Source organism: uncultured Pigmentiphaga sp., assembly GCF_937950555.1.
Taxonomy (GTDB): Bacteria; Pseudomonadota; Gammaproteobacteria; order Burkholderiales; family Burkholderiaceae_B; genus Pigmentiphaga.
In genome coordinates this window covers 60,387-84,391 of the sequence record NZ_CALFCW010000014.1, presented here as the reverse complement: position 1 = coordinate 84,391, position 24,005 = coordinate 60,387, and the positions used below count along the sequence as shown (strand labels likewise).

At 65.1% G+C, this 24,005-nt stretch carries 20 protein-coding genes, 1 tRNA gene and 1 pseudogene; 11 read left to right on the top strand and 11 right to left on the bottom strand.

What is annotated here, in order from left to right:
• Window positions 1–17: 17 nt before the first annotated feature.
• The 9 genes from Q0319_RS02700 to scpB form a co-directional block, all read right to left on the bottom strand.
• On the bottom strand, window positions 18–1,718 hold the full coding sequence (locus Q0319_RS02700) for a methyl-accepting chemotaxis protein (RefSeq protein WP_299450730.1): 1,701 nt from the start codon (window positions 1,716–1,718) through the stop codon (window positions 18–20).
• 182 nt (window positions 1,719–1,900) lie between these two features.
• Window positions 1,901–3,721, bottom strand: a complete 1,821-nt coding sequence (gene typA, locus Q0319_RS02695) for a translational GTPase TypA (protein WP_296462706.1) — start codon at window positions 3,719–3,721, stop codon at window positions 1,901–1,903.
• The gene (gene truB, locus Q0319_RS02690) at window positions 3,718–4,638 is read right to left on the bottom strand and encodes a tRNA pseudouridine(55) synthase TruB (protein WP_296462703.1); all 921 of its coding nucleotides are present in this window, start codon (window positions 4,636–4,638) and stop codon (window positions 3,718–3,720) included. The genes typA and truB overlap by 4 nt, the downstream gene beginning before the upstream one ends.
• A gap of 33 nt (window positions 4,639–4,671) precedes the next feature.
• Window positions 4,672–5,133 (bottom strand): 30S ribosome-binding factor RbfA, encoded by a 462-nt coding sequence (rbfA, locus tag Q0319_RS02685; protein ID WP_296462698.1) that lies wholly within the window; start codon window positions 5,131–5,133, stop codon window positions 4,672–4,674.
• A gap of 18 nt (window positions 5,134–5,151) precedes the next feature.
• Window positions 5,152–8,034: a translation initiation factor IF-2 gene (gene infB / locus Q0319_RS02680; protein ID WP_299450726.1), complete on the bottom strand. Its 2,883-nt coding sequence runs from the start codon at window positions 8,032–8,034 to the stop codon at window positions 5,152–5,154.
• 44 nt (window positions 8,035–8,078) lie between these two features.
• Window positions 8,079–9,557 carry a transcription termination factor NusA gene (nusA, locus tag Q0319_RS02675; protein ID WP_296462692.1) on the bottom strand — a complete coding sequence of 493 codons (1,479 nt, stop codon included), beginning with the start codon at window positions 9,555–9,557 and terminating at the stop codon, window positions 8,079–8,081.
• Window positions 9,554–10,054, bottom strand: coding sequence for a ribosome maturation factor RimP (rimP, locus tag Q0319_RS02670; protein WP_296462689.1), 501 nt, complete (start codon window positions 10,052–10,054; stop codon window positions 9,554–9,556). Before rimP ends, nusA begins: the two co-directional genes overlap by 4 nt.
• A 481-nt stretch (window positions 10,055–10,535) precedes the next feature.
• Complete coding sequence (gene rluB / locus Q0319_RS02665) at window positions 10,536–12,200, bottom strand: 23S rRNA pseudouridine(2605) synthase RluB (protein WP_299450714.1); 1,665 nt, start codon at window positions 12,198–12,200, stop codon at window positions 10,536–10,538.
• Complete coding sequence (gene scpB / locus Q0319_RS02660; RefSeq protein WP_296462681.1) at window positions 12,197–13,045, bottom strand: SMC-Scp complex subunit ScpB; 849 nt, start codon at window positions 13,043–13,045, stop codon at window positions 12,197–12,199. The genes rluB and scpB overlap by 4 nt, the downstream gene beginning before the upstream one ends.
• Window positions 13,046–13,398: 353 nt before the next feature.
• On the opposite strand from scpB, the gene Q0319_RS02655 reads away from it, so the two are divergent.
• Window positions 13,399–14,313, top strand: a complete 915-nt coding sequence (locus tag Q0319_RS02655) for a DMT family transporter (RefSeq protein WP_296462678.1) — start codon at window positions 13,399–13,401, stop codon at window positions 14,311–14,313.
• A 19-nt stretch (window positions 14,314–14,332) separates the two neighbouring features.
• Here Q0319_RS02655 and Q0319_RS02650 read toward each other — a convergent pair whose 3' ends face one another.
• Complete coding sequence (locus Q0319_RS02650; protein WP_296462675.1) at window positions 14,333–14,602, bottom strand: DUF1488 family protein; 270 nt, start codon at window positions 14,600–14,602, stop codon at window positions 14,333–14,335.
• Window positions 14,603–14,827: 225 nt separating this feature from the next.
• Here Q0319_RS02650 and siaA point away from each other — a divergent pair, with 225 nt between their 5' ends.
• The 7 genes from siaA (at window position 14,828) to Q0319_RS02615 (ending at window position 21,167) form a co-directional block, all read left to right on the top strand.
• Complete coding sequence (gene siaA, locus Q0319_RS02645) at window positions 14,828–16,810, top strand: biofilm regulation protein phosphatase SiaA (protein WP_299450713.1); 1,983 nt, start codon at window positions 14,828–14,830, stop codon at window positions 16,808–16,810.
• Window positions 16,811–16,832: 22 nt separating this feature from the next.
• Window positions 16,833–17,375 (top strand): biofilm regulation protein kinase SiaB, encoded by a 543-nt coding sequence (gene siaB, locus Q0319_RS02640; protein WP_296462668.1) that lies wholly within the window; start codon window positions 16,833–16,835, stop codon window positions 17,373–17,375.
• 15 nt (window positions 17,376–17,390) lie between these two features.
• Complete coding sequence (siaC, locus tag Q0319_RS02635; RefSeq protein ID WP_296462664.1) at window positions 17,391–17,768, top strand: biofilm regulation phosphoprotein SiaC; 378 nt, start codon at window positions 17,391–17,393, stop codon at window positions 17,766–17,768.
• A 13-nt stretch (window positions 17,769–17,781) separates the two neighbouring features.
• The gene (gene siaD, locus Q0319_RS02630; RefSeq protein ID WP_296462661.1) at window positions 17,782–18,567 is read left to right on the top strand and encodes a biofilm regulation diguanylate cyclase SiaD; all 786 of its coding nucleotides are present in this window, start codon (window positions 17,782–17,784) and stop codon (window positions 18,565–18,567) included.
• Window positions 18,568–18,700: 133 nt separating this feature from the next.
• A complete protein-coding gene (locus Q0319_RS02625; protein WP_296462658.1) occupies window positions 18,701–20,713 on the top strand; it encodes an FUSC family protein in 2,013 nt (670 codons plus the stop codon).
• A gap of 61 nt (window positions 20,714–20,774) precedes the next feature.
• Window positions 20,775–20,851 (top strand) — tRNA-Met (locus Q0319_RS02620).
• Between the two features lie 94 nt (window positions 20,852–20,945).
• Window positions 20,946–21,167, top strand: coding sequence for a DUF333 domain-containing protein (locus tag Q0319_RS02615; RefSeq protein ID WP_296462655.1), 222 nt, complete (start codon window positions 20,946–20,948; stop codon window positions 21,165–21,167).
• A gap of 18 nt (window positions 21,168–21,185) precedes the next feature.
• On the opposite strand, the gene Q0319_RS02610 is transcribed toward Q0319_RS02615, so the two are convergent.
• A complete protein-coding gene (locus Q0319_RS02610; RefSeq protein ID WP_296462651.1) occupies window positions 21,186–21,527 on the bottom strand; it encodes a hypothetical protein in 342 nt (113 codons plus the stop codon).
• A gap of 263 nt (window positions 21,528–21,790) precedes the next feature.
• Here Q0319_RS02610 and Q0319_RS02605 point away from each other — a divergent pair, with 263 nt between their 5' ends.
• From Q0319_RS02605 to Q0319_RS02595, 3 genes and pseudogenes are all read left to right on the top strand, one after another.
• The gene (locus Q0319_RS02605; RefSeq protein ID WP_296462648.1) at window positions 21,791–22,408 is read left to right on the top strand and encodes an NUDIX hydrolase; all 618 of its coding nucleotides are present in this window, start codon (window positions 21,791–21,793) and stop codon (window positions 22,406–22,408) included.
• 23 nt (window positions 22,409–22,431) lie between these two features.
• Window positions 22,432–23,196 carry a leucyl/phenylalanyl-tRNA--protein transferase gene (gene aat, locus Q0319_RS02600; RefSeq protein ID WP_296462646.1) on the top strand — a complete coding sequence of 255 codons (765 nt, stop codon included), beginning with the start codon at window positions 22,432–22,434 and terminating at the stop codon, window positions 23,194–23,196.
• A pseudogene (locus tag Q0319_RS02595) lies at window positions 23,193–23,903 on the top strand (arginyltransferase); the annotation flags it as partial. The gene aat and the pseudogene Q0319_RS02595, both read left to right, overlap by 4 nt.
• Window positions 23,904–24,005 lie beyond the last annotated feature (102 nt).

Genomic DNA, 24,005 nt, shown 5'->3' with positions numbered 1-24,005 from the left:
GCGGCGGCGCAGCCTGGTCAGACTTTGAACCGGCCGACCATGGCGTCCAAACGCGCGGCCATGTCACGCATCTCCTGGGCCGACCGGGTCGTCTCCCGCATCGCGGCCGTGGTTTCTTCCACCATCTGAGCGATGCTTTCGACCTGCTGGGCGATGGACGTGCTGGCCGACGACTGCTCTCGGGTAGCATGGGCCACTTCGCGCACGCGCTCGAGCGAGGTGTCGGCACTGGAGCTGATCTCGCGCAAGGACATGGCGACTTGGTCGGCCAGGTCCGTGCCTTCGGCCACCATGGGCAGGATGTGCTCCATCGTGGCGGCGGATTCAGCGGTTTCCCGCTGGACGGCGCTCACCATTTCCTCGATCTCGACGGTCGCCGAGGACGTGCGCTCGGCCAGCTTGCGGACCTCGTCCGCCACGACGCTGAAACCTCGGCCCTGCTCCCCTGCCCGGGCAGCCTCGATGGCGGCGTTGAGCGCCAACAGGTTGGTTTGCCCCGCGATTTCCTTGATCGATGCGGCAATCGAGTTGATCTGCAAGGCGCGGGCCTCCAGGCCCCGGATTTTTTCGGACGCTTCCCCTACGGCGGCGGCGATGCGCTTCATGCTTTCGGCTGCACTCATGACGCCGGCTTCGCCGTTGCGGCAACGCTCGGCGACACCCTCCGAGTTCTGCTGCGTCTGCATGGCGGCATCGGAGATGTGCGCCACGGAAACGGTCAGCTCTTCGACAGCCGCGGCCATCGAAGAGGTGGCATCGCTCTGCTGCGCGGCGGCCGTCGTCACTTGGCTCACGGAATCAGCGATGCGCTGGGCGTCGCGCTTCATGGCGCCGGCCTCGTCCCGCACCGAGGCTATCAGTTCGCGCACGGAGTTCGACATGCTGGCGAACGCATCGAGCAGGCTGCCGGGTGGGGCGTTCGGCAGCCGCTGCCGGAAATCGCCGAGCGCGGCCCGGCGCATGATTTCGATCACCGCCAGCGGCTCGTCGCCTATCTGCCGGATGACTCCCCGTGCAATGAAGCCGCCGCCCAGCAGCAGTACCACTGCGAGGATCACGGTCGAGCCGGCGCCGAGCATGAGTTGCCGGAACAGTGCAGCATCGAGATCATCGATGTACACCCCGGTGCCCACGACCCAGTTCCACGGCTCGAAGCTCTTGAAGACGTTCAGCTTGGGGATGAGCTTGCTTTCGCCGGGACGCGCGAACATGACGGGCAGGAACGCATGCCCGCCGCCTTCGCGCATGGCGGCGAAACGCTCCTGCATCACCAGCGCCCGGTCGCGCTTGTCTCCGGTCAGGGCAACCGAATCCGCGCCCACGAGCGCAGGATTGCCGCCGTTCATCACCATGATGCCGTCGGCGTCGGTGATGAAGACATATTCCGCCTTGCCGTTGCCCCCGCCGTACCGGAACCCGAGTAGCGCCGTCTTGGCGGCCTCCTGCGCTTGCTCCCGGCTCATCACCCCCTTCCGCTGCAGCTCGTAGTAATGGTTGGCGACGCTCCAGGCACCTTGCGCCACGGCCAGGATTTCGGCCTTCTTGGAATCCAATAGCACTTGCCTGTCGTGGTAGAGCGCCCAGCCGCGGTCGACCAGGAGCAGGATGACCGCCAAGGCCACCAGCGCCCACAGCTTGCCCCGCAAGGACAGCCGGTTCACGATGGACGCCGAAACGTCGCCTCCCGCGCCGGCGGAATAGCGACTTGTATCATGCATTACCGCACTCATTGAGACCCCTTGCTCGCACAGGCCGGTGCAATGCGCGCCAGCCCGGAAACGAAAAACCATGCCTACCATTAACGGCATGCCGGGCGGGATCTGTATGGGCGAAACACGGTTCGCCTCAAAAGAGAAAGGGGGCTGCTCGCCCCCTTTTCTCCTCACGCTCCTGCGCGGGCTCAGGCCGCTTCGCGGCTTGCGCGCTTGCGCTCGTGCTCCTTCAGGTGCTTTTTCCTCAGGCGTATGCTCTTGGGCGTGATTTCGACCAGCTCGTCGTCCGCGATGAATTCCACCGCGTACTCCAGCGTAAGCTGGATAGGCGGAATCAGGCGCACGGCTTCATCGCTGCCCGACGCGCGAATGTTCGTGAGCTGCTTGCCCTTGATCGGATTGACGACCAAGTCGTTGTCGCGGCTATGGATGCCGATGATCATGCCTTCGTACAGTGCTTCGCCCGGCGAGACGAACATGCGGCCACGCTCCTGCAGCTTCCATAATGCATAGGCCACGGCGTCGCCGTCCTCCTGGCTGATGAGCACGCCGTTGCGGCGTTCGCCCAACGTGCCCTCGCGAACCGGCGCATATTCGTCGAACACGTGGCTCATCAGGCCCGTGCCCCGCGTCAGGGTAAGGAACTCACCCTGGAAGCCGATCAGGCCGCGCGCAGGAATGCGGTATTCCAGCCGGGTGCGGCCCTTGCCGTCCGAGGCCATGTCGAGCAGCTCGCCCTTGCGGCGGCCCAGCTCCTCCATCACGGCCCCCTGGTGGCCGTCTTCGACGTCCACCGTGAGGAGCTCGTAGGGCTCGCACTTGACGCCGTCGATTTCCTTGTACACCACGCGCGGGCGGGAGACGGCCAGCTCGTAACCCTCACGCCGCATATTCTCCAGCAGAATGGTCAGGTGCAGCTCGCCGCGGCCTGACACTTCGAACACCGTATCGTCTCCGGTGTCGCGCACGCGCAGCGCTACGTTGGACTTGAGCTCGCGCTCCAGGCGCTCGCGCAATTGCCGGCTGGTGACGAACTTGCCTTCCCGGCCCGCCAGCGGCGACGTGTTCACGCAGAAGTTCATGGTCAGGGTGGGTTCGTCCACCTTGATCATCGGCAGCGCCTCAGGCGCCTCGGGCGCGCAGACGGTGCAGCCTATTCCCAACTCGTCGATGCCGTTGATGAGCACGATGTCGCCGGCTTGCGCCTCGGGCACGATTTCGCGCTCGAGTCCGCGGAACTTGAGCACTTGGTTGACGCGTCCCTTGATGGGTTCGCCTTCCGGGCCGAACTTGACCACCACGTCCTGCAACGGGCGGACGCGACCGCGGTTGATGCGGCCGATGCCGATCTTGCCCACGTAGCTCGAGTAATCCAGCGAAACGATCTGCAATTGCAGGGGGCCGTCGGCATCGTCGGCGCGCACGGGCACCTTGTCCAGGATGACGTCGAACAAGGGCTTCATGTCGCCGTCGCGCACGTCGGCGCTCAGGCCGGCGTAGCCGTTCAGGCCGGAAGCATAGACGACCGGAAAGTCCAGCTGCTCTTCCGTTGCGCCCAGCTTGTCGAATAGATCGAAGGTCTGGTTGATGACCCAATCTGGACGGGCGCCGGGGCGGTCGATCTTATTGATGACCACGATGGGCTTGAGCCCCAGGGCCAGCGCCTTGCGCGTGACGAAGCGCGTTTGCGGCATGGGGCCTTCGACGGCATCGACCAACAGCAGCACGCCGTCGACCATGGAAAGCACGCGCTCCACTTCGCCACCGAAGTCCGCGTGCCCCGGGGTGTCGACGATGTTGATGTGCGTGCCTTGGTATTCGACCGCACAGTTCTTGGCCAAAATCGTGATGCCGCGCTCTTTTTCGATGTCATTGGAATCCATGACGCGTTCGGCGACCTGCTCGTTCTCACGGAACGTTCCCGCCTGCCGGAGCAGCTGGTCCACCAAAGTGGTCTTGCCATGGTCCACGTGCGCGATGATCGCCACGTTGCGCAATGCGCGTGTCATGTCGTTTCCTTGAATGAAATCAATCTATCTGGCTGCAGCCAGCCGTCCTCGCGACGGGCCGTTCCCAGAAACTTTCCTTGCGGGTCGTATACCCGAACCTTGTCGGTCGAGCCCGACGCACCGACCGCCGCCGCACTTTGCTTGCGCCCCTGCATGAAGCGGGATGCCGCGGCCGCGTCGAGCGTCACGGCGTCCAGGTCTTCCAGCATCTTGTCCGCCGCAAGCAGGGCCGACGCTGGATCGTCCAAGGACTCCAGGGCCTCCAACGTCCATGCCTGCTCCAAGCCAAAGCCGGCGGTACTCGTGCGCCGCAACGCCGTGAGATGGGCGCCGCAGCCCAGTGCCCGACCGATGTCTTGGGCAAGCGTGCGGATGTAAGTCCCCTTGCTGCAACGCACGTCTATCGTCGCGGCGCGACCCTGCATCGACACGAGTTCCAGTTCGTAGATATGGACCTCGCGCGGCTCGCGCTCGAGCGTGACGCCCTCGCGCGCGTACTCGTACAGCGGCTTGCCGTCGCGCTTGAGTGCCGAATACATGGGCGGAACCTGGGAGATCCTGCCGACGAATCGGCGCAGCACATCGCGCAGCTCAGCTTCGTCCACGACGCGACCGGGCTCTTGCCCCGGAAAAGCAACCGGCAGGCCGGTGCAATCGCCGCTATCCGTTTCCTCGCCCAGCGCGAGCGTGGCCGTATAACGCTTGTCGGCATGGAACATGGCGCCGGAGAACTTGGTCGCTTCGCCAAAGCAGAGCACCATGAGTCCCGTCGCGAACGGATCCAGCGTTCCCGTATGTCCGGCCTTGCGCGCATCCAGAATGCGGCGCGCCCGCTGCAGCGCATGGTTGCTGGACAAGCCCTCGGGTTTATCCAGCAACAACACACCGTCCAGCGCACGTCCGCGTCGGGAAGCCATCGCAATCGTCGAAATAAAAAGACGCAGCGCGGCTTACGCGCGATCGTCGTCAGGCGCGGACGGTTCGGCCGGCTCAATTTCCTCGCGGCCGTCCTCGGCCGAGCGGGAAGCCTCGATCGCGTCGGCCTTGACCCCCGGCGTGTTGGCCTGGGTAATGAGCTGGCTCATGGCGATGCCGCGCGACATCTGCCGGTCGTGCACGAAACGCAGCGTGGGCACTGTGTGGATGTGCAAGCGCTTGAAGAGCAGCGAATGCAGCCAGCCCGCCTTCTCGTTCAGGGCCGCTTCGGCATCGGCCGGCTCGGCCCCCATGACGGTGAAGTAAACCTTGGCATGGGCGTAGTCGGCGGACAGATCCACACCCGTGAGCGTGACCAAGCCCGCGCGGCTCACGTCGACCTCGCGCTGGATCATCTCGGCCAGATCCTTCTGGATCTGGTCGGCGAGCCGCTGGTTGCGGCCGCCCGGCACCTTTCTCTGTCTATGACGACTCATGTATCTACGACGCGCCCTTTACAGCGTGCGTGCCACTTCCTTCACCTCGAACACCTCGAGCTGGTCGCCGATCGCGATGTCGTTGTAGTTGCGCAGCGTAAGGCCGCAGTCGAAGCCAGCCTTGACTTCGCGCACGTCGTCCTTGAACCGGCGCAGCGAATCGACTTCGCCCGTCCACATGACCACGTTGTTGCGCAGCAGGCGGACCTGCGAGTTGCGGCGCACCACGCCGTCGAGCACCATGCAGCCGGCGATGTTGCCGATGCGCGAGACGTGGTAGACCTCGCGGATCTCGACCAGGCCTATGACCTCTTCGCGCTTTTCCGGAGCCAACATGCCCGACATGGCCGACTTCACGTCATCTACGGCGTCATAGATGATGTTGTAGTAGCGCACGTCGACACCGTTGTTTTCGGCCAGCTTCTTGGCGCTGGCATCGGCCCGCACGTTGAACGCGATGACCACGGCCTTGGAAGCGATGGCCAGGTTGATGTCGCTCTCGGAAACGCCCCCGACCGCGGCGTGCACGACCTGCACGCGCACCTCGTCGGTGGAGAGCTTCGTGAGCGCCTGCACCAACGCCTCCTGCGAGCCCTGCACGTCGGTCTTGACGATGAGCGGGAGCGTCTGCACGCCTTCGCCCATGTTCTCGAACAAGGACTCGAGCTTGGCCGCTTGCTGGCGGGCCAGCTTGACGTCGCGGAACTTGCCTTGGCGGAACAGCGCGATTTCGCGGGCCTTGCGCTCGTCGTTGAGCACGATGAGCTCGTCGCCGGCGGCTGGCACCTCGGTTAGGCCCTGGATCTCGACGGGAATCGACGGCCCCGCCTCGGTGATCGGCTTGCCAACCTCGTTGAGCATGGCGCGCACGCGGCCGAAGCTCGCGCCGGCCAACACGACGTCGCCGCGCTTGAGCGTCCCGCTCTGGACCAGGATGGTGGCGACCGGCCCGCGGCCCTTGTCGAGCTTGGCCTCGATCACCAGCCCCTTGGCCGGCGCATCCACGGGCGCCTTCAGCTCCAGGATTTCGGCCTGCAGCAACACTTGTTCGAGCAGCTCGTCGATGCCGGCACCGGTCTTGGCGGACACAGGCACGAACGGCGAATCGCCACCGTACTCTTCGGGCACGACCTCTTCGGCAACCAGCTCCTGCTTGACGCGCTCGGGGTTGGCCTCGGGCTTGTCGATCTTGTTGACCGCCACGACGATGGGCACGCCCGCTGCCTTGGCGTGATGGATCGCCTCCTTGGTCTGGGGCATCACGCCGTCATCGGCAGCGACCACCAGGATCACGATATCCGTGGCCTGGGCGCCACGCGCGCGCATCGCGGTGAACGCCTCGTGGCCCGGGGTGTCGAGGAAGGTGATCACGCCGCGTTCGGTTTCCACGTGATACGCGCCGATGTGCTGGGTAATGCCACCGGCCTCGCCCGAAGCGACCTTCGAACGGCGGATGTAGTCCAGCAGCGAGGTCTTGCCGTGGTCGACGTGGCCCATGACGGTGACGACCGGCGCGCGCGGCAGCTGGGCCGCGTCGGTGGCGGGCGCCTCGTCGAGGAATGCCTCCGGATCGTCCAGCTTCGCGGCGATCGCGGTATGCCCGAGCTCTTCGACCACGATCATCGCGGTTTCTTGGTCCAGCACCTGGTTGATGGTGACCATCTGGCCCATCTTCATGAGCACCTTGATCACCTCGGCAGCCTTGACCGCCATCTTGTGGGCAAGGTCGGCCACCGAGATCGTCTCGGGCACGTGCACTTCGCGCACGATGTTCTCGACGACCTGTTGGTGCTGCTTCTGTTCCTGCTGGCGGTGCTTTCCACCGCGGCCGCCGCCGCGCCATCCGTCACGGCTCGCGCCGGCCGAGGCGTCGCCGCGGGTCTTCAGGCCCTTCTTGCGATTGGCATCTTCCGACCACGTGGACGCGACCGCACCGGCCTTCAAAACCTTCTTGCCGGCCGCGGGCTTGTCGTCCTTCTTGGCCGGAGCGCTTTCCTTATTGGCATCCTGGGCCTGGGCGCCCGCCTTCGCGGCAGGCTTGTGCAGCGTGCCGGCGATGGGTGCCGCGGGTTGGGCTGGCGGCTGCGGCGCGTGCAGGACCTTGCGCGGACGGTTCAGCATCTCGCGCAGGGCCGCGGCTTCCGCCTCGGCGGCGCGACGCGCCCTCTCGCGCGCCTCTGCGGCCTTGGCATCGGCCTGACGCATTTCTTCGGCTTTCTTACGGGCCTCGTCGGCCTTGACGCGCGCCGCCTCGGCGCTCGACGCAGCCTGGCTTGCTACGACATCGCTCACTGCAGCCCCTCCCTCGGGCACGGCAGGGTGGGTGGATTGGGCAGCTGCCGCCTCGGCGGCAGCCTGTTTGGCTCGTTCGGCTTCCGCCGCGGCTCGCTCGGCTTCCTTGGCTGCTCGTTCGGCCTCCTGGCGGGCCTTTTCCTCCGCCTCGCGCAGGCGGGCCTCGGCTTCGCGACGCTCGCGCTCCTCGGCCTCCGCGCGCGCACGGGCTTCTTCCTGCTCGCGCGCGGCCGCTTCGGCGTCGGCCGTAGCGCGCGTTTCCTCGTCAGCACGAACCGGCGTGCCCGACTCGGCTTCGGCGCCGTCGGCTATATCGCGCTTGATGAACACGCGCTTCTTGCGGACCTCGACCTGGATCGTGCGGGCCTTGCCGGTGGCGTCGGCCTGCTTGATCTCGGAAGTCTGCTTGCGGGTCACCGTGATTTTCTTGCGGTCTTCCGACGCACCGTGGGCGCGGCGCAACGATTCGAGCAGTTGTGCCTTGTCGCTTTCGGTGACGGTGTCGTCGACCGAATTGATGCTTACGCCCGCGGCGCGCAGCTGTTCCAGCAGTACATTGGCGGGCAATTTCAGCTCATTTGCGAACTGGGCGACAGTGTTACTCGACATTCGTTTCTCTTCCCCGGTGTGGCTGATCGACGGTATGGGTTGGCTCAAGCCTGCTCAAACCAGTGCGCACGGGCACGTACGATGAGCTGCTTGGCTGCCTCTGCGTCGATGCCTGTCAATTCGGTCAGCTCGTCGACGGACAGGTCCGCGAGGTCGTCGCGCGTGTACACCTGCCCTTCCGCCAGCTTGGCGGCCAGCTCCGGCGTCACGCCCTCCAGGCCCAGCAGGTCCTGCGCCGTCTCGACCCGCTCTTCCTGCGCGATCGCTTCGGTCAACAGTGCGTTGCGTGCGCGATTGCGCAGTTCATTGATCGTATCTTCGTCGAACGCTTCGATTTCCAGCAGTTCCTGGATCGGCACGTAGGCGATTTCCTCCAGGCCGGTGAAACCTTCCTCGATCAGGATGTCGGCCACTTCTTGGTCGACGTCCAGCTTGGTCATGAAGGTCTCGCGCAGGGCATTGTGCTCCTGCTCCTGCTTGGCCTGGCTTTCTTCCGGCGTCATGATGTTGATCTGCCAGCCGGTAAGCTCGGAAGCCAGGCGCACGTTTTGGCCGCTGCGGCCGATTGCAATCGCCAGGTTGTCCTCGTCGACCACGACGTCCATCGCGTGGCGATCCTCGTCGACCACGATGGATTGGACGTTGGCCGGAGCCAGCGCGCCGATCACGAACTGCGCCGGATCCTCGGACCATAGCACGATATCGACCTGTTCGCCTCCGAGCTCGTTGCGCACAGCCTGCACGCGCGAACCGCGCATGCCGACGCACGTGCCGATCGGGTCGATGCGGCGGTCGTGCGCCACGACGGCGATCTTGGCGCGCACGCCCGGATCGCGGGCCGCGCCCTTGAGCTCCAGCAGGCCCTGCTCGATCTCCGGCACTTCGTTTTCGAACAGCTTCGCAATGAACTGCGGCGCGGCGCGCGACAGGATGATCTGCTGCCCGCGTGCCTGGCGGTCGATGCCCTTCAGGTACGCACGCACGCGGTCGCCCACGCGCAGGTTTTCCTTCGGGATCATTTCCGAGCGCGGCAAGCGGGCTTCGATCTTGCCGATCTCGATGATGGCGTCGCCCTTGTCCATGCGCTTGATGGTGCCGGAGACGATGGACTCGCCGCGCTCCAGGAAATCGTTGAGCAGTTGCTCCCGCTCGGCATCGCGGATTTTCTGCAGGATGACCTGCTTGGCGGCCTGCGCGCCAATGCGCCCGAACTCGATGGGTTCGAGCGGCTCTTCAATGTATTGCCCCACTTCGATGTCGGGATCCACGTCGCGCGCGTCAGACAGCAGCGTCTGCTGGTCCGGCATCTGCAGACCAGCCTCGTCAGGCACGACGAGCCACCGGCGAAACGCCTCGTGAGAGCCCGTGTCGCGGTTGATCGCGACACGGATATCGACATCTTCTTTGTAGAGCTTCTTCATGGCGGAAGCCAGCGCGCTCTCGAGTGCGCCGAACACCACGTCGCGCGTGACATTCTTTTCGCGCGCCAGCGCATCCACCAACAATAGAATCTCGCGGCTCATCGCTTTTTGCCCCTGAAATTCAGAACCGGATCCAGCTTGGCGCGCTCGACCTCGTCGAGCGTAAACCGCAAAACCTGGATCTCCCCTTCCTTTGCTTCGAATTCGATACCGAACGTCGCGGGTTCGGATCCCGTACCTGCGTCGCCGTCCGGATCGGATTCCGGACCGACCAGCGTGCCAATGAAGACCTTGCGGCCCTCGAACGGCTGGCGCAGCTTGATTTGCGCACGCTCGCCGGCAAAACGCATGAAGTCCCTGGCGGTGCGCAACGGCCGGTCGATGCCGGGCGAGCCGACTTCCAGCCGCGCGTAATCAATGTTTTCGACCTCGTAGACGCGCGACAGTTGCCTAGACACCGCCTCGCAATCTTCTATGCGCACTCCGCCTTCCTTATCTATCGTGACACGCAGCAGCCCCTGCCCGGCGCGTTCCACGTCGACCAGTTCAATCCCCATCCCAGCCAGGGATTGTTCGGTAAGCTGAAAAAGATCTGCCATGCCTCGTTATGCGCCCTCGTTCGTAACCGGCACGCATCGCATGCCGCGTACCCGCCGCAGTCCATCGTCCGGCAGATGCCGACGGCCCGACGGACGCGAACCGGAAAACCAAAAAAAAATGGGCTGCACGGCCCAGCCCATTTTGCGACATCGCCCGGACCGAGCGCAGCTGCGCTGCAAAGTACCGAACGCTCGCCTGTTCTGTTGTCGGAGGACTCAACCGAAGACCAGCCTTGGGCACGGATGCCGAAAGCCGCCACAGCCGGAGAACCCTCCCGCCATACACACACTGGTGGCCCGTCGCCCAACAAACGCCAGGGCATTGCAGGCCGCCACCATCGCGCAAGGTGGAATCACTGAAACCGGCTTGGAAAGCGGCTATTCGTGCACTGGACCCTAAACGCGGTGTCTAGCCTGTAAATGTTAAGCTAAATTGGCCTTTTTTTCAAGCCAACACCGCCATTTCGCCAATAGATGCCGCTCAGCGTCCACGCCGGGCGCGCCCGGCAACGCCCCCTAGGAAGCCCAGGTGCGACTCGTGGGCCGACGGGCTGCGGGGTTGGCGCTCGTCCGCGCCGCGTGCCCCACCCTTGCCCGACTTGCCCCGGTTGCCGGACTTGCGGCCGCGCTGCGCTCGGCCGTTGGCGGAAACGTCGCCCTCCGGCTTGACGCCCGGCTGCCCCGGGCGGGCGGCCTTCTTGCCGCGCTTGCGGCCGGGCCCGCGCTCCGGCGCGACATAAGGATGCCCGTTGGGCAACCCGCCGGCGAAGCTCAAGCCCGTGCCGAAGGGGTCGGAAGGAAAGGTTTGGTTCAGGGCGACCACTCCGGCCTTGCCGCCCTGGAGCCGTCCTTTGCGCCCGATGCGCGCGCCATGCATGCCGTTCTGGGTGAGCGTGCCAAAGCCGGGCGGCAGCGCCGCTTCGTGGGAAACAGGCTGGGCGCCCCGGCGGCCGCGCCGACCGCCTTCGTCATCGGCCCGGATCAGCCCCAACTGCACCTGCAGGGCGGTGACCAGCGCCGGATCGAGCTCTTCCCATCGCCCGCGGCGCAGGCCGCGCGGAAGGGAAATGTCGCCGAAGCGGGTGCGCAGCAGGCGGCTCACGACCACGCCCTGCGATTCGAACATGCGCCGCACTTCGCGATTGCGCCCCTCCTGGAGCGTGACGCGGTACCAGCGGTTGGCGCCTTCGCCGCCCAGATACTCCATGGAGCCGAACGACGCCACGCCATCGTCGAGCTGCACGCCCTGCAGGAGGGCATTGCGCTGCTCCTCGGTCACCTCGCCCAGCACGCGGACCGCGTATTCGCGCTCCAATCCGTAGCGAGGATGCATCAGGCGGTTGGCGAGGTCGCCGGAGGTGGTGAAGATCAGCAAACCTTCCGTATTGAGGTCGAGGCGCCCCACGGAAATCCACTTGCCGTTCTTGATCTTGGGCAGGCGGGAGAACACCGTCGAGCGGCCTTCCGGGTCGTCCTGCGTGACGATTTCCCCGGCGGGCTTGTGATACAGCAGCACACGCGGAGGCCGCGAGGCATTGCGCCGCTGCACCAACTTGCCGTTGACGCGCACTTGGTCGTTCGGCCCGACGCGCTGACCGATATGCGCGGGCTCGCCGTTGACCGAGACGCGGCCGGCGATGATCAGCTCTTCCATTTCGCGCCGCGAGCCTATGCCTGCATCGGCCAGCACCTTGTGCAGCTTGGGCATGACCGCCTCGCTCGCGAGATATTTGCTCAGGCGGCGCTTCAGGTCCGGCGCCTTGTCTAGGTAGGACAACGCCTGCTCGGCTTCCTTTTCCGCTGCCTTCTGCTCTTCCGGACTCAACTCGGGCAACGCCGGCTGCATCGCCTCGGCAACGCCCTGCGGGGGCAATTCACCGCGGTTCGACTTGGTTTTTTTCCCGTTGCGGGATTTGCGGCGGGGAGCCTTGGCTTCCCCGGCTGGCGAGGAGGGAAGATCGCCTTCGGCGGTGGGGGCCGCCTCCGTTGCGGGCTGCGCCTCTTCGGCGGGCCGGCGGCGGCGGAATGGCGTGCGCAAATTCCGCCGCCCCCGTGCCTTTTCCTGCGTGGGAGCGCCTGTCTCCAGCGGAACCACGGGCGCCTCCACGCTTTCGGCAGCGGGCATTTCTTGCGTTGTGTCGTTCATCTATAGTCTTCGTCGCTTGTCTTCGTATCGGAGGACGCACCGTCCTCGGCGCCGGACGCCGGCTCGGCGTCGGGCGACTGCATGTTCGTACTGTCAGGGCCGGCTTCCTCGACTGCAGCCCCCGGGTTCGCGCCCGGTGCATCCTCATGCGCAGGGGCTGCGGACATTTCTGCCTCGGGCCCGGGCAAACCGGAAGCCGCGGCCTGTTCCTCCCCGACTTCGTCCTGGGGCTGCGCCTCTTCGTTCGCGGCTGCCGCAGCGCCCGGGTCAGCGGCGTCCACGGCCAGCGACAGATCGCCCGAGCCATCCAGGCCACTCAATGCCGCCACAGACTCGGCTGACTCGAGCGGAGGCAGCTCGTCCAAGGCCTTCAGCCCCAAATCGTCCAGGAACTGGCGCGTGGTCCCAAACAACGCCGGCCGGCCAGGCGCATCCCGATGCCCGATGACCTCGATCCAGCCGCGGTCTTCGAGGGTCTTGATGACTTGCGAAGATACCGTCACGCCACGGATCTCTTCGATGTCGCCCCGCGTCACGGGCTGCCTGTAAGCCACGATGGCCAACGTTTCCATGACCGCCCGGGAATACTTGGGCGGCTTCTCCGGATTCAGCCTTTCGAGATAAGGCCGCATCGACGGACGGCTCTGGAATCGCCAGCCGCCCGCCAGCGCAACCAGTTCTATGCCCCGATCGCTCCACGCCTCGCGAATATCTTGCAGGAGGCCACGGATCGTGTCGTTGCCGACTTCATCGGCAAACAGCTTGCGCAATTCCGACAACTGCAACGGTTCCTGCGCGCACAAGAGCGCAGTCTCCAGCACGAGTCTTGCCTCGCTGGTGTTCATGAGCGTGTGATCAAACGGGCGTAATCCGTATGATTCCCAATACGGGTTCTGATTCTTTAGAGCAATGCGGCCTGGACGGCCGGCTCGACCGACCTTCTGGGCGAGCGGGCTGAGTTCTACGTTATGCTGAACCGGCCTGTGATGATGCAAGAGCGATCTCGGCACCGGCTTGTGATGGCCGCCGGCATTGGCTGCCCCGCTCGTTGGCGAGAGCGGCCGCTCTTGCAGCGGTTCTAGTGTAGCGCCTGGCCGCGGTTGTCACAAGCTTTCGAAAATCCCCAGGAGAGCCAAGGACTTTCCGGCCGCCGTGCGCCGGACAGCCGGCGGACCTCCGTCATTGCCTGAATTCGCCCATGCTGTTTTCCCGACTCTGGAACTCTGCTTATTTTCTACTCACCGCCACGGCCCTGCTCTGGTCGGGAAACTTCATCGTCGGACGCGCGGTCGACGGCATCGTCCCGCCCATTGCTCTCGCGTTCTGGCGCTGGGCGGGTGGAACGGCGATCCTATTCGTGCTATTTCGCCACCACGTGCGGGCCGACTTGCCCGTCATCAAACGCCACCTCCCCCTGCTGCTATTACTCGCGCTGCTCGGCATCGCAGGATTCAACACGCTCGTCTATATCGGATTGCAGGACACCGCGGCCGTCAACGCCTTGCTGATGCAGTCAGCGGTGCCCATGGTTACGCTGTTGCTCTCCTTCCTGCTGCTGGGACAAAAAACCACCCTGTTGCAAATCGCGGGCGTGGTCGCCTCGCTCGCCGGCGTGGCCACCATCGCCACGCGCGGGCAGCCGCAGGACGTCATGGCGCTGGCGCTGAACCCGGGCGATGCATGGATCATCGCCGCCGTCATCGTCTGGGGCCTCTATACCACCCTGTTGACGCGGCGCCCGGCCATTCATCCGCTCAGCCTGCTGACCGTCACCTTCACCTTGGGTGCGCTGATGCTGCTGCCGCTCTACGTGCGCGAATACCTGCAGGGCGCGCGCATCGCCGCGGGGCTGCCCGGCATCCTGGCGATCGGCTACGTCATCGTATTTCCTGGCATCGTCGCCAACTTCTTCTTCAATCGCGGCGTGGAACTGGTGGGCCCCGGCACAGCCAGCTTGTTCACGCACCTGATGCCGCTTTTCGGCACGCTGCTCGCGGTGATCTTCCTCGGCGAGCGCGTCCATGCTTTCCATTTGGCTGGCGCACTGCTGATCGCGGTGGGCATAGGGCTGGCCACGGCCGCCAAGCGGCGCACCGCGGCCAAGGCCTCGTGAACGAAGCCGTCCAGGGGAATCAGTTGCGGAAGTCGCCGGTTCCGAGCTGCACGATGCCGCTGGTCGGAAGGCGCGCCGTCTCGCTGGCTACCGACAGAATCTCCTGCCGCCCCCGGTGGAACGCCGCCAGCAACGCCTCCGGGGAAGAGTCGGCAGCGCCGAAGTGCTCCCGCAGCACGTCTGCGGAAATCTCGAACTCCTGGCATTTCCGGCCCTCGAGCCGGGCGGTGAAGCGAACAGCGCCGCCGAGTACGACCGGCCGGACCTCTTTTGCAAGCTCCGTCGTCATAGCCTTGTCTCCGGTAAGCGTGAGTCTGTCATTCGCACGTCGCGATCTTCGACTCTAGGCCGTTCAGCGCCGCCCGTCCACCCACCGGGGCGTAACGGGACGTATAACCGGAAACTTAGCGCAGGCACCGCCACTCGCAACGTTTCGTTGCATGTGCCGTGCGTACCCGGCACAATCGCGGCTTTTGCGGCAACGTCGCGTTGCAATCGTCCGGGGAAATTCGTCATGAGCGCGCTGGGGCTGAGGGGAAAGTCATTGCTGGCACTGCTTTTGGCCTGCGCCCTCGCATTGCTCCCCGCAGCACTGCTCGCCTGGCAGGGCATCAATACGGTCAGGGAACACTTCGGCCTTGCGTACGCCCGAAACCATACCCTGCTCAGCCTGCAGAGACTGCTCGCGCCGGTCATGCGCGAACTGGTCCTCGCCCAGCGCATGGCAGGCTCGACACTGACCCTCGAGTGGCTCCGGGATCCGGCCGATCCCGCCAAGCGCCACCGTTTTTTCCAAGAAGCGGAAGGCTACCTGCGCGACTTCGCCGACCATTCCTATTTCGTCGTCGACGGCACCCCGGCGTATTACTACAACGCTGCAGGCCAGCCCGCCCTCGAAACACCGCACTATAGGCTGCGGCGCGAAGAGGCCAAAGACGCCTGGTTTTTCTCGACGATGGAGGATCCCTCCCCTTACGACATCCAGGTGGATCTCAATTGGAAACTCGGCCTCACGAAGGTCTGGTTCAACGTCCAGGTGCGGGACGGCGACCGCAAACTGGGCATGGTCGGCACGGGCCTGGACCTCACGACCTTCCTGGACCGATTCCTCGAGGGGGACGGCCCGGGCGTGACGCCGGTGATATTCGACCGCGAGGGCAACATCGTTGCGCATCGGGATCGCGAGCGCATCGCCTTCAAGTCCATGTCGGCCGAAGAGGCCTCCCGCCGCTCCGTCCTGAGCCTGCTCGACCCTGGACCGGGGCGGGAGGCACTCCAAAAGGCCATCTCCGACGCCGCGACCGCACCAGGCGAGACGGTTACCCTCTTCGGCCGCCAGAACGGCGCCAAATCCGTCGTCGCCTTGACCTACCTGCCGGAGCTGCGTTGGTACGTGCTGACCGCCGTGGAGCTGAACGTCGCCAACCTGATCGGCTCCCAATGGCTGGTGCCGGCCGTCTCGTCCCTCGCGGCAGTCATCGCGCTGCTGGTCCTGGGCTTCGGCTATGCCGTCGACCGGCTGGTGCTGACGCCGCTGCGCCGGCTGCAGCAAACCGCCCAGGCCATGGCGGCAGGCCGCTATGACGTCAAGCTGCCGCAACAGGGAAGCGACGAGATCGGCGAGCTGAGCCGCGCCTTCGGCATCATGGCGGAAAAAGTTCGGTCGCACACGGCGGAGCTGGAAATGCGGGTGCAAGAACGCACGCAGGCCCTGGAAGAAGCCAACCGCCGCATCATCGCCACCCATAAGACCATCGATGACTCCATCGACTACGCGAGCCTGATCCAGCGCGCCATCCTGCCCGATCGCCAGCTGGTGCAATCGCTGGGATCACGCCACTTCGTCATTTGGAAACCGCGCGACATCGTCGGCGGCGATTTTTACGTGTTCCGCGCCGATGGGCAGAACTGCCTGCTGGGGGTCGTGGATTGCGCCGGCCACGGGGTTCCCGGTGCCCTCATGACCATGCTCGCGCGGGCCGCCATCGACCATGCCATCTCGGAGGCCGGCCCCCGTGACCCAGCCGAGATCCTGGCGCGCACGGACGCCACGATGCGGTCCATGCTCCAGAATGCCGAGCTGCCGCGCGCGCCGGCCACGAACATGGATGCGGGACTCGCCTATGTTGATCGCCAGGAGGGGGTGCTGTATTTCGCCGGCGCGCGCATGTCCCTGTATGCGAGCCGCGGCGATGAAGTGGAGGAATACAAGGGCGGCCGCCGTTCCCTGGGCGAACGGCGCGTGGGCCAATACGCGAATACCACGGTGCCGCTGGCCGGACGCACCTTCTACTTCGTCACCGATGGACTCCTGGACCAATCGGGCGGGGAACATGGGTTCTCGTTCGGCAACCGTCGCCTGATGGATCTGCTCAGGAAAGTGGGCGGCCTGCCGCTCGACGCCCAATCCCGGGCCATCGGCCAAGCCTTGGTAGACTACCAGGGCAGCCAACCGCAGCGCGACGACATCACCATTTTGTCATTCAAGTTTGAGTAGCCACCTTTGCGCGGAGTCACGAATGGATTCGACCGATTTGTTCGCAATGCGCGAGGCGTTCAACCGCGACCGCATCATGCTTTGCTTCAACGGGCCGATCTCGCGTAGCCTGATCGAGGAGATCGGCAACGCCTTGCGCAATTACCTCGAGGCGGAACACGTCCAGCCCTCCGCGGCCATGGACGTCTTCGGCGCCTATATCGAGATGACCCAGAACATCCGCCATTACGCGCTCTCGCATGGCTACGCCGAGCATGAAGCCACCGCCACGGTGGTGGTCGCCCACAAAGAAGACGGCCGCCACGTGGTTTCTGCCGGCAACGTGGTCGAACTGGCGGACGGGCGCGCCCTGGTCGAACGCATCAACGCACTGGCCAAGCTCGACAAAGCGCAGCTCAAGGCAACCTACAAGGAACAGCTGCGCAAGCCCCGCGACGCCAACGCCAGCACTGGCGCCGGGTTAGGGCTGATCGACATTGCCCGCAAGGCCAGCGAGCCGCTCGTCGCCTCGTTGCGCGAAACCAGTTCCGGACGGGGTTTTTTCAGCCTGCGGGCCGTCATTTGAGTAAAGAGCACGTGCATGAGTAATTTGACGATCCCCGGTAGCCAGTCCACTCCCGCCATCAATGGAGATTGGGAGACAGGCGTCCTGACCATGTCGGGAGACTCCTATCCGGAAAACTCGTTCGACCTGTTCAACCAGGTCATTGACTGGGTCGAGCGCTTTTTGGCGCAAACCCGGAAGCCGCTGACGCTCGAATTGCATTTGCTCTACTTGAATACGAGCAGCGTCCGGGCGGTCATGGACGTCTTTGACCTCCTGGAAGAAGCGCACCAGGCCGGACACGAAGTGGCTGTCAATTGGCACTACGACCGACGCAACGAGCGCGTCGCGGAATTGGCGGAAGAATTCCTGGAAGACTGCAGCTTCCCTTTTTCCATCATCCCCCACGATTGAACCGCCCGCCATCATGAAACGCGACACCGACCTTTGCCAGCGCATCGAGCGTCTGCTCGCCATGCCGGAGTACCAGGGGCACCCGCTCCACGAGGCCCTGGGCCAACTCTGGCAGGCTTATGTCGACCAGTCTGCGCGGCTCGAACGAGTCACGCACATTTCCGACCGCTACCAAGCGCTGGCCAAGGAGCGGGAAAACGATCTCGACGAACGTTTTCGCAAACAGTTGCGCAAGCTGGAAAAACTGGCCCGCATCTCCGACCATTACCAACGGATGATGCAAGACCTGAACGCGGCGCTCAGCGATGCGTCCAAGCGCGACGTGCTGACCGGATTGCCCAACCGCCGGCACCTCTTGCAAAAGCTGAAAGAGGAAAGCGAACGCTCGGCACGTTCCGGCCGTCCTTTCTCGGTGGCGATGCTGGACATCGATCACTTCAAGCAAATCAACGATACCCTGGGGCACGCGGCCGGGGATCGCGTCCTGGCAGGCGTCAGCCGCATTCTCGAATCCTCGCTGCGGGAGAACGACTTGTGCGGCCGCTGGGGAGGCGAGGAATTCATGCTGGTGCTGCCCGATGCATCTCCGGACGCAGCCCAGGCCCTGGTCGATCGCGTTTGCCAACGGATACGCAGTCACGCATGGGCCCCCGATAACCCCAGGACCGTCAGCGCCAGCGTGGGGGTCAGCACCCACCGCCCAGGCGAGCACTATTCCGAGACCGTCGAACGCGCAGACGCGGCGCTGCTCGAGGCCAAGCGCCGCGGTCGGGATTGCGTGGTGATCTCCCCCGACTGACCGGATGCAGGCAAGCACCGCGCCTGCACGCCGTACCCTCTATAATCGTCACCACGACCTGCTTGACGGGTCTGCATAGCCGGGCGCCACGATCCGGCAGAGCTGGAGGAGGCTCAGTTTCGATGGGCCATCGATGCACCGCCAGCTTTTCCGCTTATTCCCTGCATTACGCTTTCCTTCGCCTCGCAGCTATGCGCTGCGCCTGGCGGTCGCCGTGCTGTCGGCAATGGCGCTCGCCCATGCAGCGCCTTATGCGAACCCTTGGTGGACCGCCATGGCAGTATGGATGCTCGGCCAGCCGACGCGCGGCCGGGCCATCGAACGTGCGGTCGCCCAATTGTTCGGCGTCGCGGCCGGCGGCCTCGCCGCCATAGCATTGACTGTAAGCACGCGAGAAGCACCCGCCCTGCTATTGCCCGCGCTTGCCGCATGGACCGCCGTGTGCTGCGGCACCAGTAGCCTACTGCGTGACCAACGCGCCCATGCTGCCGCATTGGGTGGCCTCATGGCGACGATGGCGGCTGTCCTGACGGATGGCACGCCGACCGCCGTCGCCCTTTTTGGGCTGGCGCGCATGCTGGACACGGGCATCGCCATCTCTGCTTCGCTGCTCCTGGTCACGGCGTGGAATCCTTCTTCCTGCGCCACCGCCGCGATCGAGAAAGCCGATGCGCTGGTGCGCGAAGCACTGCTTCGCACGGCCGCCACGATTGCGATGCCTGCGCAGCACGACACCCCGGCGCCGGACCGCGCTTTCGCCGCCTCCCTGGCCGAGCTCGAGGCTGCGGCAGAAGATGGCATGGCGGGATCGCTGTTTCTTCGACGTCGCCTCAAGCCTTTGCGCGAACTGCTCAGCGCGCTGCTGGACCTCATCGCTTTGGCGCCCGCCCTGCACCATCGAGCTGCGACGCTGCGCAACGAACGCAATGAAGATTTGCAGCAGCTGGAGGCCAGCCTGTACGACCTGGCGGAGACCCTCGAGGCAGGGCGCGGCATGCCCCTTGCCGTCGTGCGCACCGCAACGCGGCAATTGCGGGGAGCCGACCCGCTATGCGACGCCTGCCTGGAAGACTTGGAGCGCACGCTGGCAGCCATCGCGACGAGTCATCGCGCCATGACGGCCTCATTGCAAGACACTCCGTCGGCCACGCCCCTCGCCCCGCCGCTGGGGCCGGCAAGCGTGAATGTGCGCCAGGCGGCTTTGCGCGCGATGGCGGTATGCGCCTTGGTTGCAGCCGGATGGATCGCCTGGGGGGAACACACTGCGCAACTCATCCTGCTGGGCGCCAGCCTCTTTGTCGCCGCGGCCGGAGCGTGCGACCGGCAAACATCACTTGCCCAGTGGCCACTCGCCGGCATCGCCGCGGCGTCCGCCCTGGGTTGGCTGATCGGCATCGCGCCCAAACTCCACGAAGCCTGGCAGCCGATCGCATGGCTCGTCCCGATCACCTTCGCCGCTGCAGCCATCCAGGCGGACCGGCGCACCGCGTGCGCCGGCCTCTCGTTCAACATGCTGTTCGCGGCACTGGTGCAATGCCCACGCATCCTGGCCGGCGGAGCGGGCACCGAGACATGGATACTGATGGGTTTTGCGGCGACGTATTGCGCCTACCTGTACTTGACTCCAATCACGAGAGGACATCGCCGCCTACTTCAACAGCGCGCGATGCGTGCCGAGATTGCCGCCATTGCACGCCACATCGATGCGCCACAACGGGCGGCCCGCCACCTCGCCCGGCTGCGCTTCTTGATCTTGGGCATGACGCGCGAGCGGGACGCGGCCGCCATCGATGGCGCCATCGCTTCATTGACGCTCGGCCAGGCAGTGATGCGCGCGGGCGCCCTGCTCCGCCGATCGCCCGGCGCTGCGGAAGCCACGTGCTTGCGCGATGCGCTGCATGTGATGGGCAAGCCGCAGGCCACTGCTTGCGAAATCATCGATACGCTGCAACGCTACGCTGGCGAATCGCGCACCCATGCCGCGCACGGCGCGTCCGCACCGGCGCGCCACTTCCAGGACACCGCTGCGCACCTGTCCTTCTACGCGGCGCGCGCGCTCGCTGCGGGGCGCGATCGAACTGGGCGCCCCATGGGCGTCGCGCCGGTGCCGCCATCAAACCCTGTCACATCCCAGGAGCGCGCATGATGCGCTCGACGGCTGCGGTTTGCATTGCCAGGAAGACCGATATATAATTTCTTCATGCAGACGCGGGGTGGAGCAGTCTGGCAGCTCGTCGGGCTCATAACCCGAAGGTCACAGGTTCAAATCCTGTCCCCGCAACCAAATTCGAACGGCCTCGATTGCCCAAGCATCGAGGCCGTTTTCTTTTCCAAGCGCACTCCATGCGCCTTGCCCGAGCCCCCCAGGAAGAACGTCCATGAAACCGCTCGCCGCTGCCCTATGCACGCTCCTTGCCGCATGCACGTCGCCCGGCGAACGAGGACCGATCGGCATGGCCAATCCGGCGTCCGTTTACTGTCGCGAGCAAGGCGGCACGCTGCGCATCGTCGACACCCCAACCGGGCAGGCCGGAATGTGCTTGTTCGCGGATGGGACGACGATCGAAGAATGGGAACTGTATCGTCGCGATCATCGCTGATCACGACGGTTGAGCTGGTCAACGACTGGCTGGCGTGCGACTGTCCTGCGTGCCCGCGCCGCGTCGATTGTCGGGACGGGCTGGTTCATCGGGGCCAGTCGTGCTCGGTTTGTTCGCGGTCGGATCCTTACCGCCTTTTCCCGCTCCTTCAGGAATGCCGGTGCGCATGCCACCAGTCTGCGCCCCGGACGGGAGCTCTTGCGCGCCTTTTTGCTCCGCCCCCGTGTCATGCGTCTTGCCGCGGCCTTGCGTGGGCTTGGCGGCATCGAGTGCGTCACCGGAAGAGCGTTCGCCGGCCAGTGCCAGCGGCGGAGCCAGCACCAAGGCCGCACATAGGAAATAACGAGTTGCTCGCATCATGCCTCCTTTTGTTAGCAGTGGCGATTGCAGCAACGAACGTTCCCGATGGCTCATCCTGCCGCCGGCACCCACGCGCCCAGCAACTCCTATAATGCGCACGGTGCGCTGCGCGGGAACCTCGACGCAGGCCCGCTCCCGGGCCCTGCGGGCATACCCCAGGGCTCGCATCGACGCCGAACAGGTTACGTATACTTGAGGTAGGAGATCTCACGATTTCCCGCAATTGCCGGAGCGCTGCGCCGCCTCGGCCCTCTGGACACGCCATGACCGCTTCTCCACGCGCCATTACCTACTTCCCGGCCCCGCGCTCTCAACGCTACTGTTCCCAGTGCGGCAACCTGCTGACGCGCCGCATTCCCGAGGACGACAACCGCGTACGAGACATTTGCGACCAGTGCGGGGCGATCCACTACCAGAATCCGCGCATGGTGCTCGGCACCATCCCCGTGTGGGAGAAACAGGTCCTGCTCTGCCGCCGCGCGATCGAACCCCGCCACGGCTATTGGACCCTCCCGGCCGGGTTCATGGAGCTCGGGGAAACCACGGCCCAGGGCGCCGCGCGCGAAACCCAGGAAGAAGCCGGCGCCCGCATCGAAATGGGGCCCCTGTTCGCCGTACTGGACATCCCCCACGTCGACCAGGTCCACATTTTCTACCTGGCCCGGCTCACCGACCCCCAGTTCGAACCCGGGCCCGAAAGCCTGGAGGCTCGCCTCTTCAATGAAGAGGAGATCCCCTGGGACGAACTCGCGTTCCGATCGGTCTCCACCGCCCTGAAGCTGTTCTTCGCGGATCGCGCGCGCGGGGCGTTCCAGGTCCACAGCGATACGCTGCTGCGCGGTCCGGAACCCGTTTACGCGTCTTCTGCGCCCGCCCCTTGAGCCCGTCACCGTCTCGCTACCGCATGCCGGCCCTGCTGGGGCCCGATACGCCTTTTCCTCCGCTCGACCAGGCCCTGGAAGATCCTCCAGGACTGCTGGCGGTCGGGGCCGACCTGTCCGTCGAGCGACTCAGGGACGCCTACGCGCGCGGGATCTTCCCGTGGTACCTGCCGGGCGAACCCATCCTGTGGTGGAGCCCGGATCCGCGCATGGTGCTATTCACCGATCGCTTCGCGCCGTCCCACTCCCTGCGCAAGAAGCTCAGGCAGATCGAGCGCCGTGCGTCGGTCGAGGTCCGCGTGGACACCGCGTTCGACGAGGTGCTGCTGGCCTGCGCGGCGCCGCGCAGCGAAGAACGGCCGGCGACCTGGATCACTGCGCCCATGCAACGCGCCTATCGCGCCTGGCATGAACTGGGCGAGGTCCATTCGGTGGAAACCTGGGTGGACGGCAAACTCGCGGGGGGACTGTACGGCGTCTCGCTGGGCAGGGTGTTCTACGGCGAATCGATGTTCGCCCGGGTTTCCGATGCCTCGAAAATCGCGCTCGCGTATCTGGTGCGGTTCTTGCGGCGCCACGGGGCCGACGTCATCGATTGCCAGCAGGATACGCGGCACCTCGCCTCGCTCGGGGGGACCGTCATTGCACGCGCAGAGTTCGAGCGGCTGATTGTAAAATCCGTCCGCCTGCCCCCTCTTCCGTGGCGACCCGGCAGGCTGCTTCCGAACGGCGAAATCGTCGACCTGGATACCCCTCCCGCCGCGGCCTCTCCGGCTGAACGCGCATGACGCACCTTCGAGAACTACCCTTCGCCGCGCTGCAGTTCTATGCGACAGCCCCCTACCCGTGCAGTTATCTGGGGGACCGCATGGCGAGGTCGCAAGTCGCCACCCCGAGCCACCTCATCAACGCGGACGTCTATTCCGAGCTGGTGCGCCTGGGATTCCGCCGCAGCGGCGTGTTTACCTACCGCCCGCACTGCGACAGCTGCCGCGCATGCATCCCCGTGCGCATACCAGTCACCCGCTTCCGGCCCAACCGCACCCAGGCCCGCACCTGGAAACGCCATTCAGATCTCCAGGTATTCATCGCCGAGCTCGCCTATTCCGCCGAGCACTATGCGCTCTACCAGCGCTATCAGTCGACTCGCCACCGCGGCGGCGGCATGGATCAGGACAGCCGTGAGCAATACGCCCAGTTCCTGCTGCAAAGCCGTGTCAACACGCGGTTGGTCGAATTCCGGGACCCGCAGGGAAGCCTGCGCATGGTCTCCATCATGGACATCCTGTCCGACGGACTGTCCTCGGTCTACACCTTCTTCGACCCGGACCTGAAAGGCAGCCTCGGCACCTGGAACATCCTTTGGCAGCTGGAGCAATGCCGGCTGCTGGAGCTCCCTTATCTCTACCTGGGTTACTGGATAGAACAAAGCCCGAAAATGGCCTACAAGGTCAATTTCCGCCCCATAGAAATGCTCGTCAACGGCGAATGGCGGGACTACGCAGGCCCACCGCCCGGCAAGGCTTCCGTCGCCGTCGTCGACACTTCCCGCCTAAAGACTCCCGACCGGGACGGCCATCTCAACGATGTGCCGTCT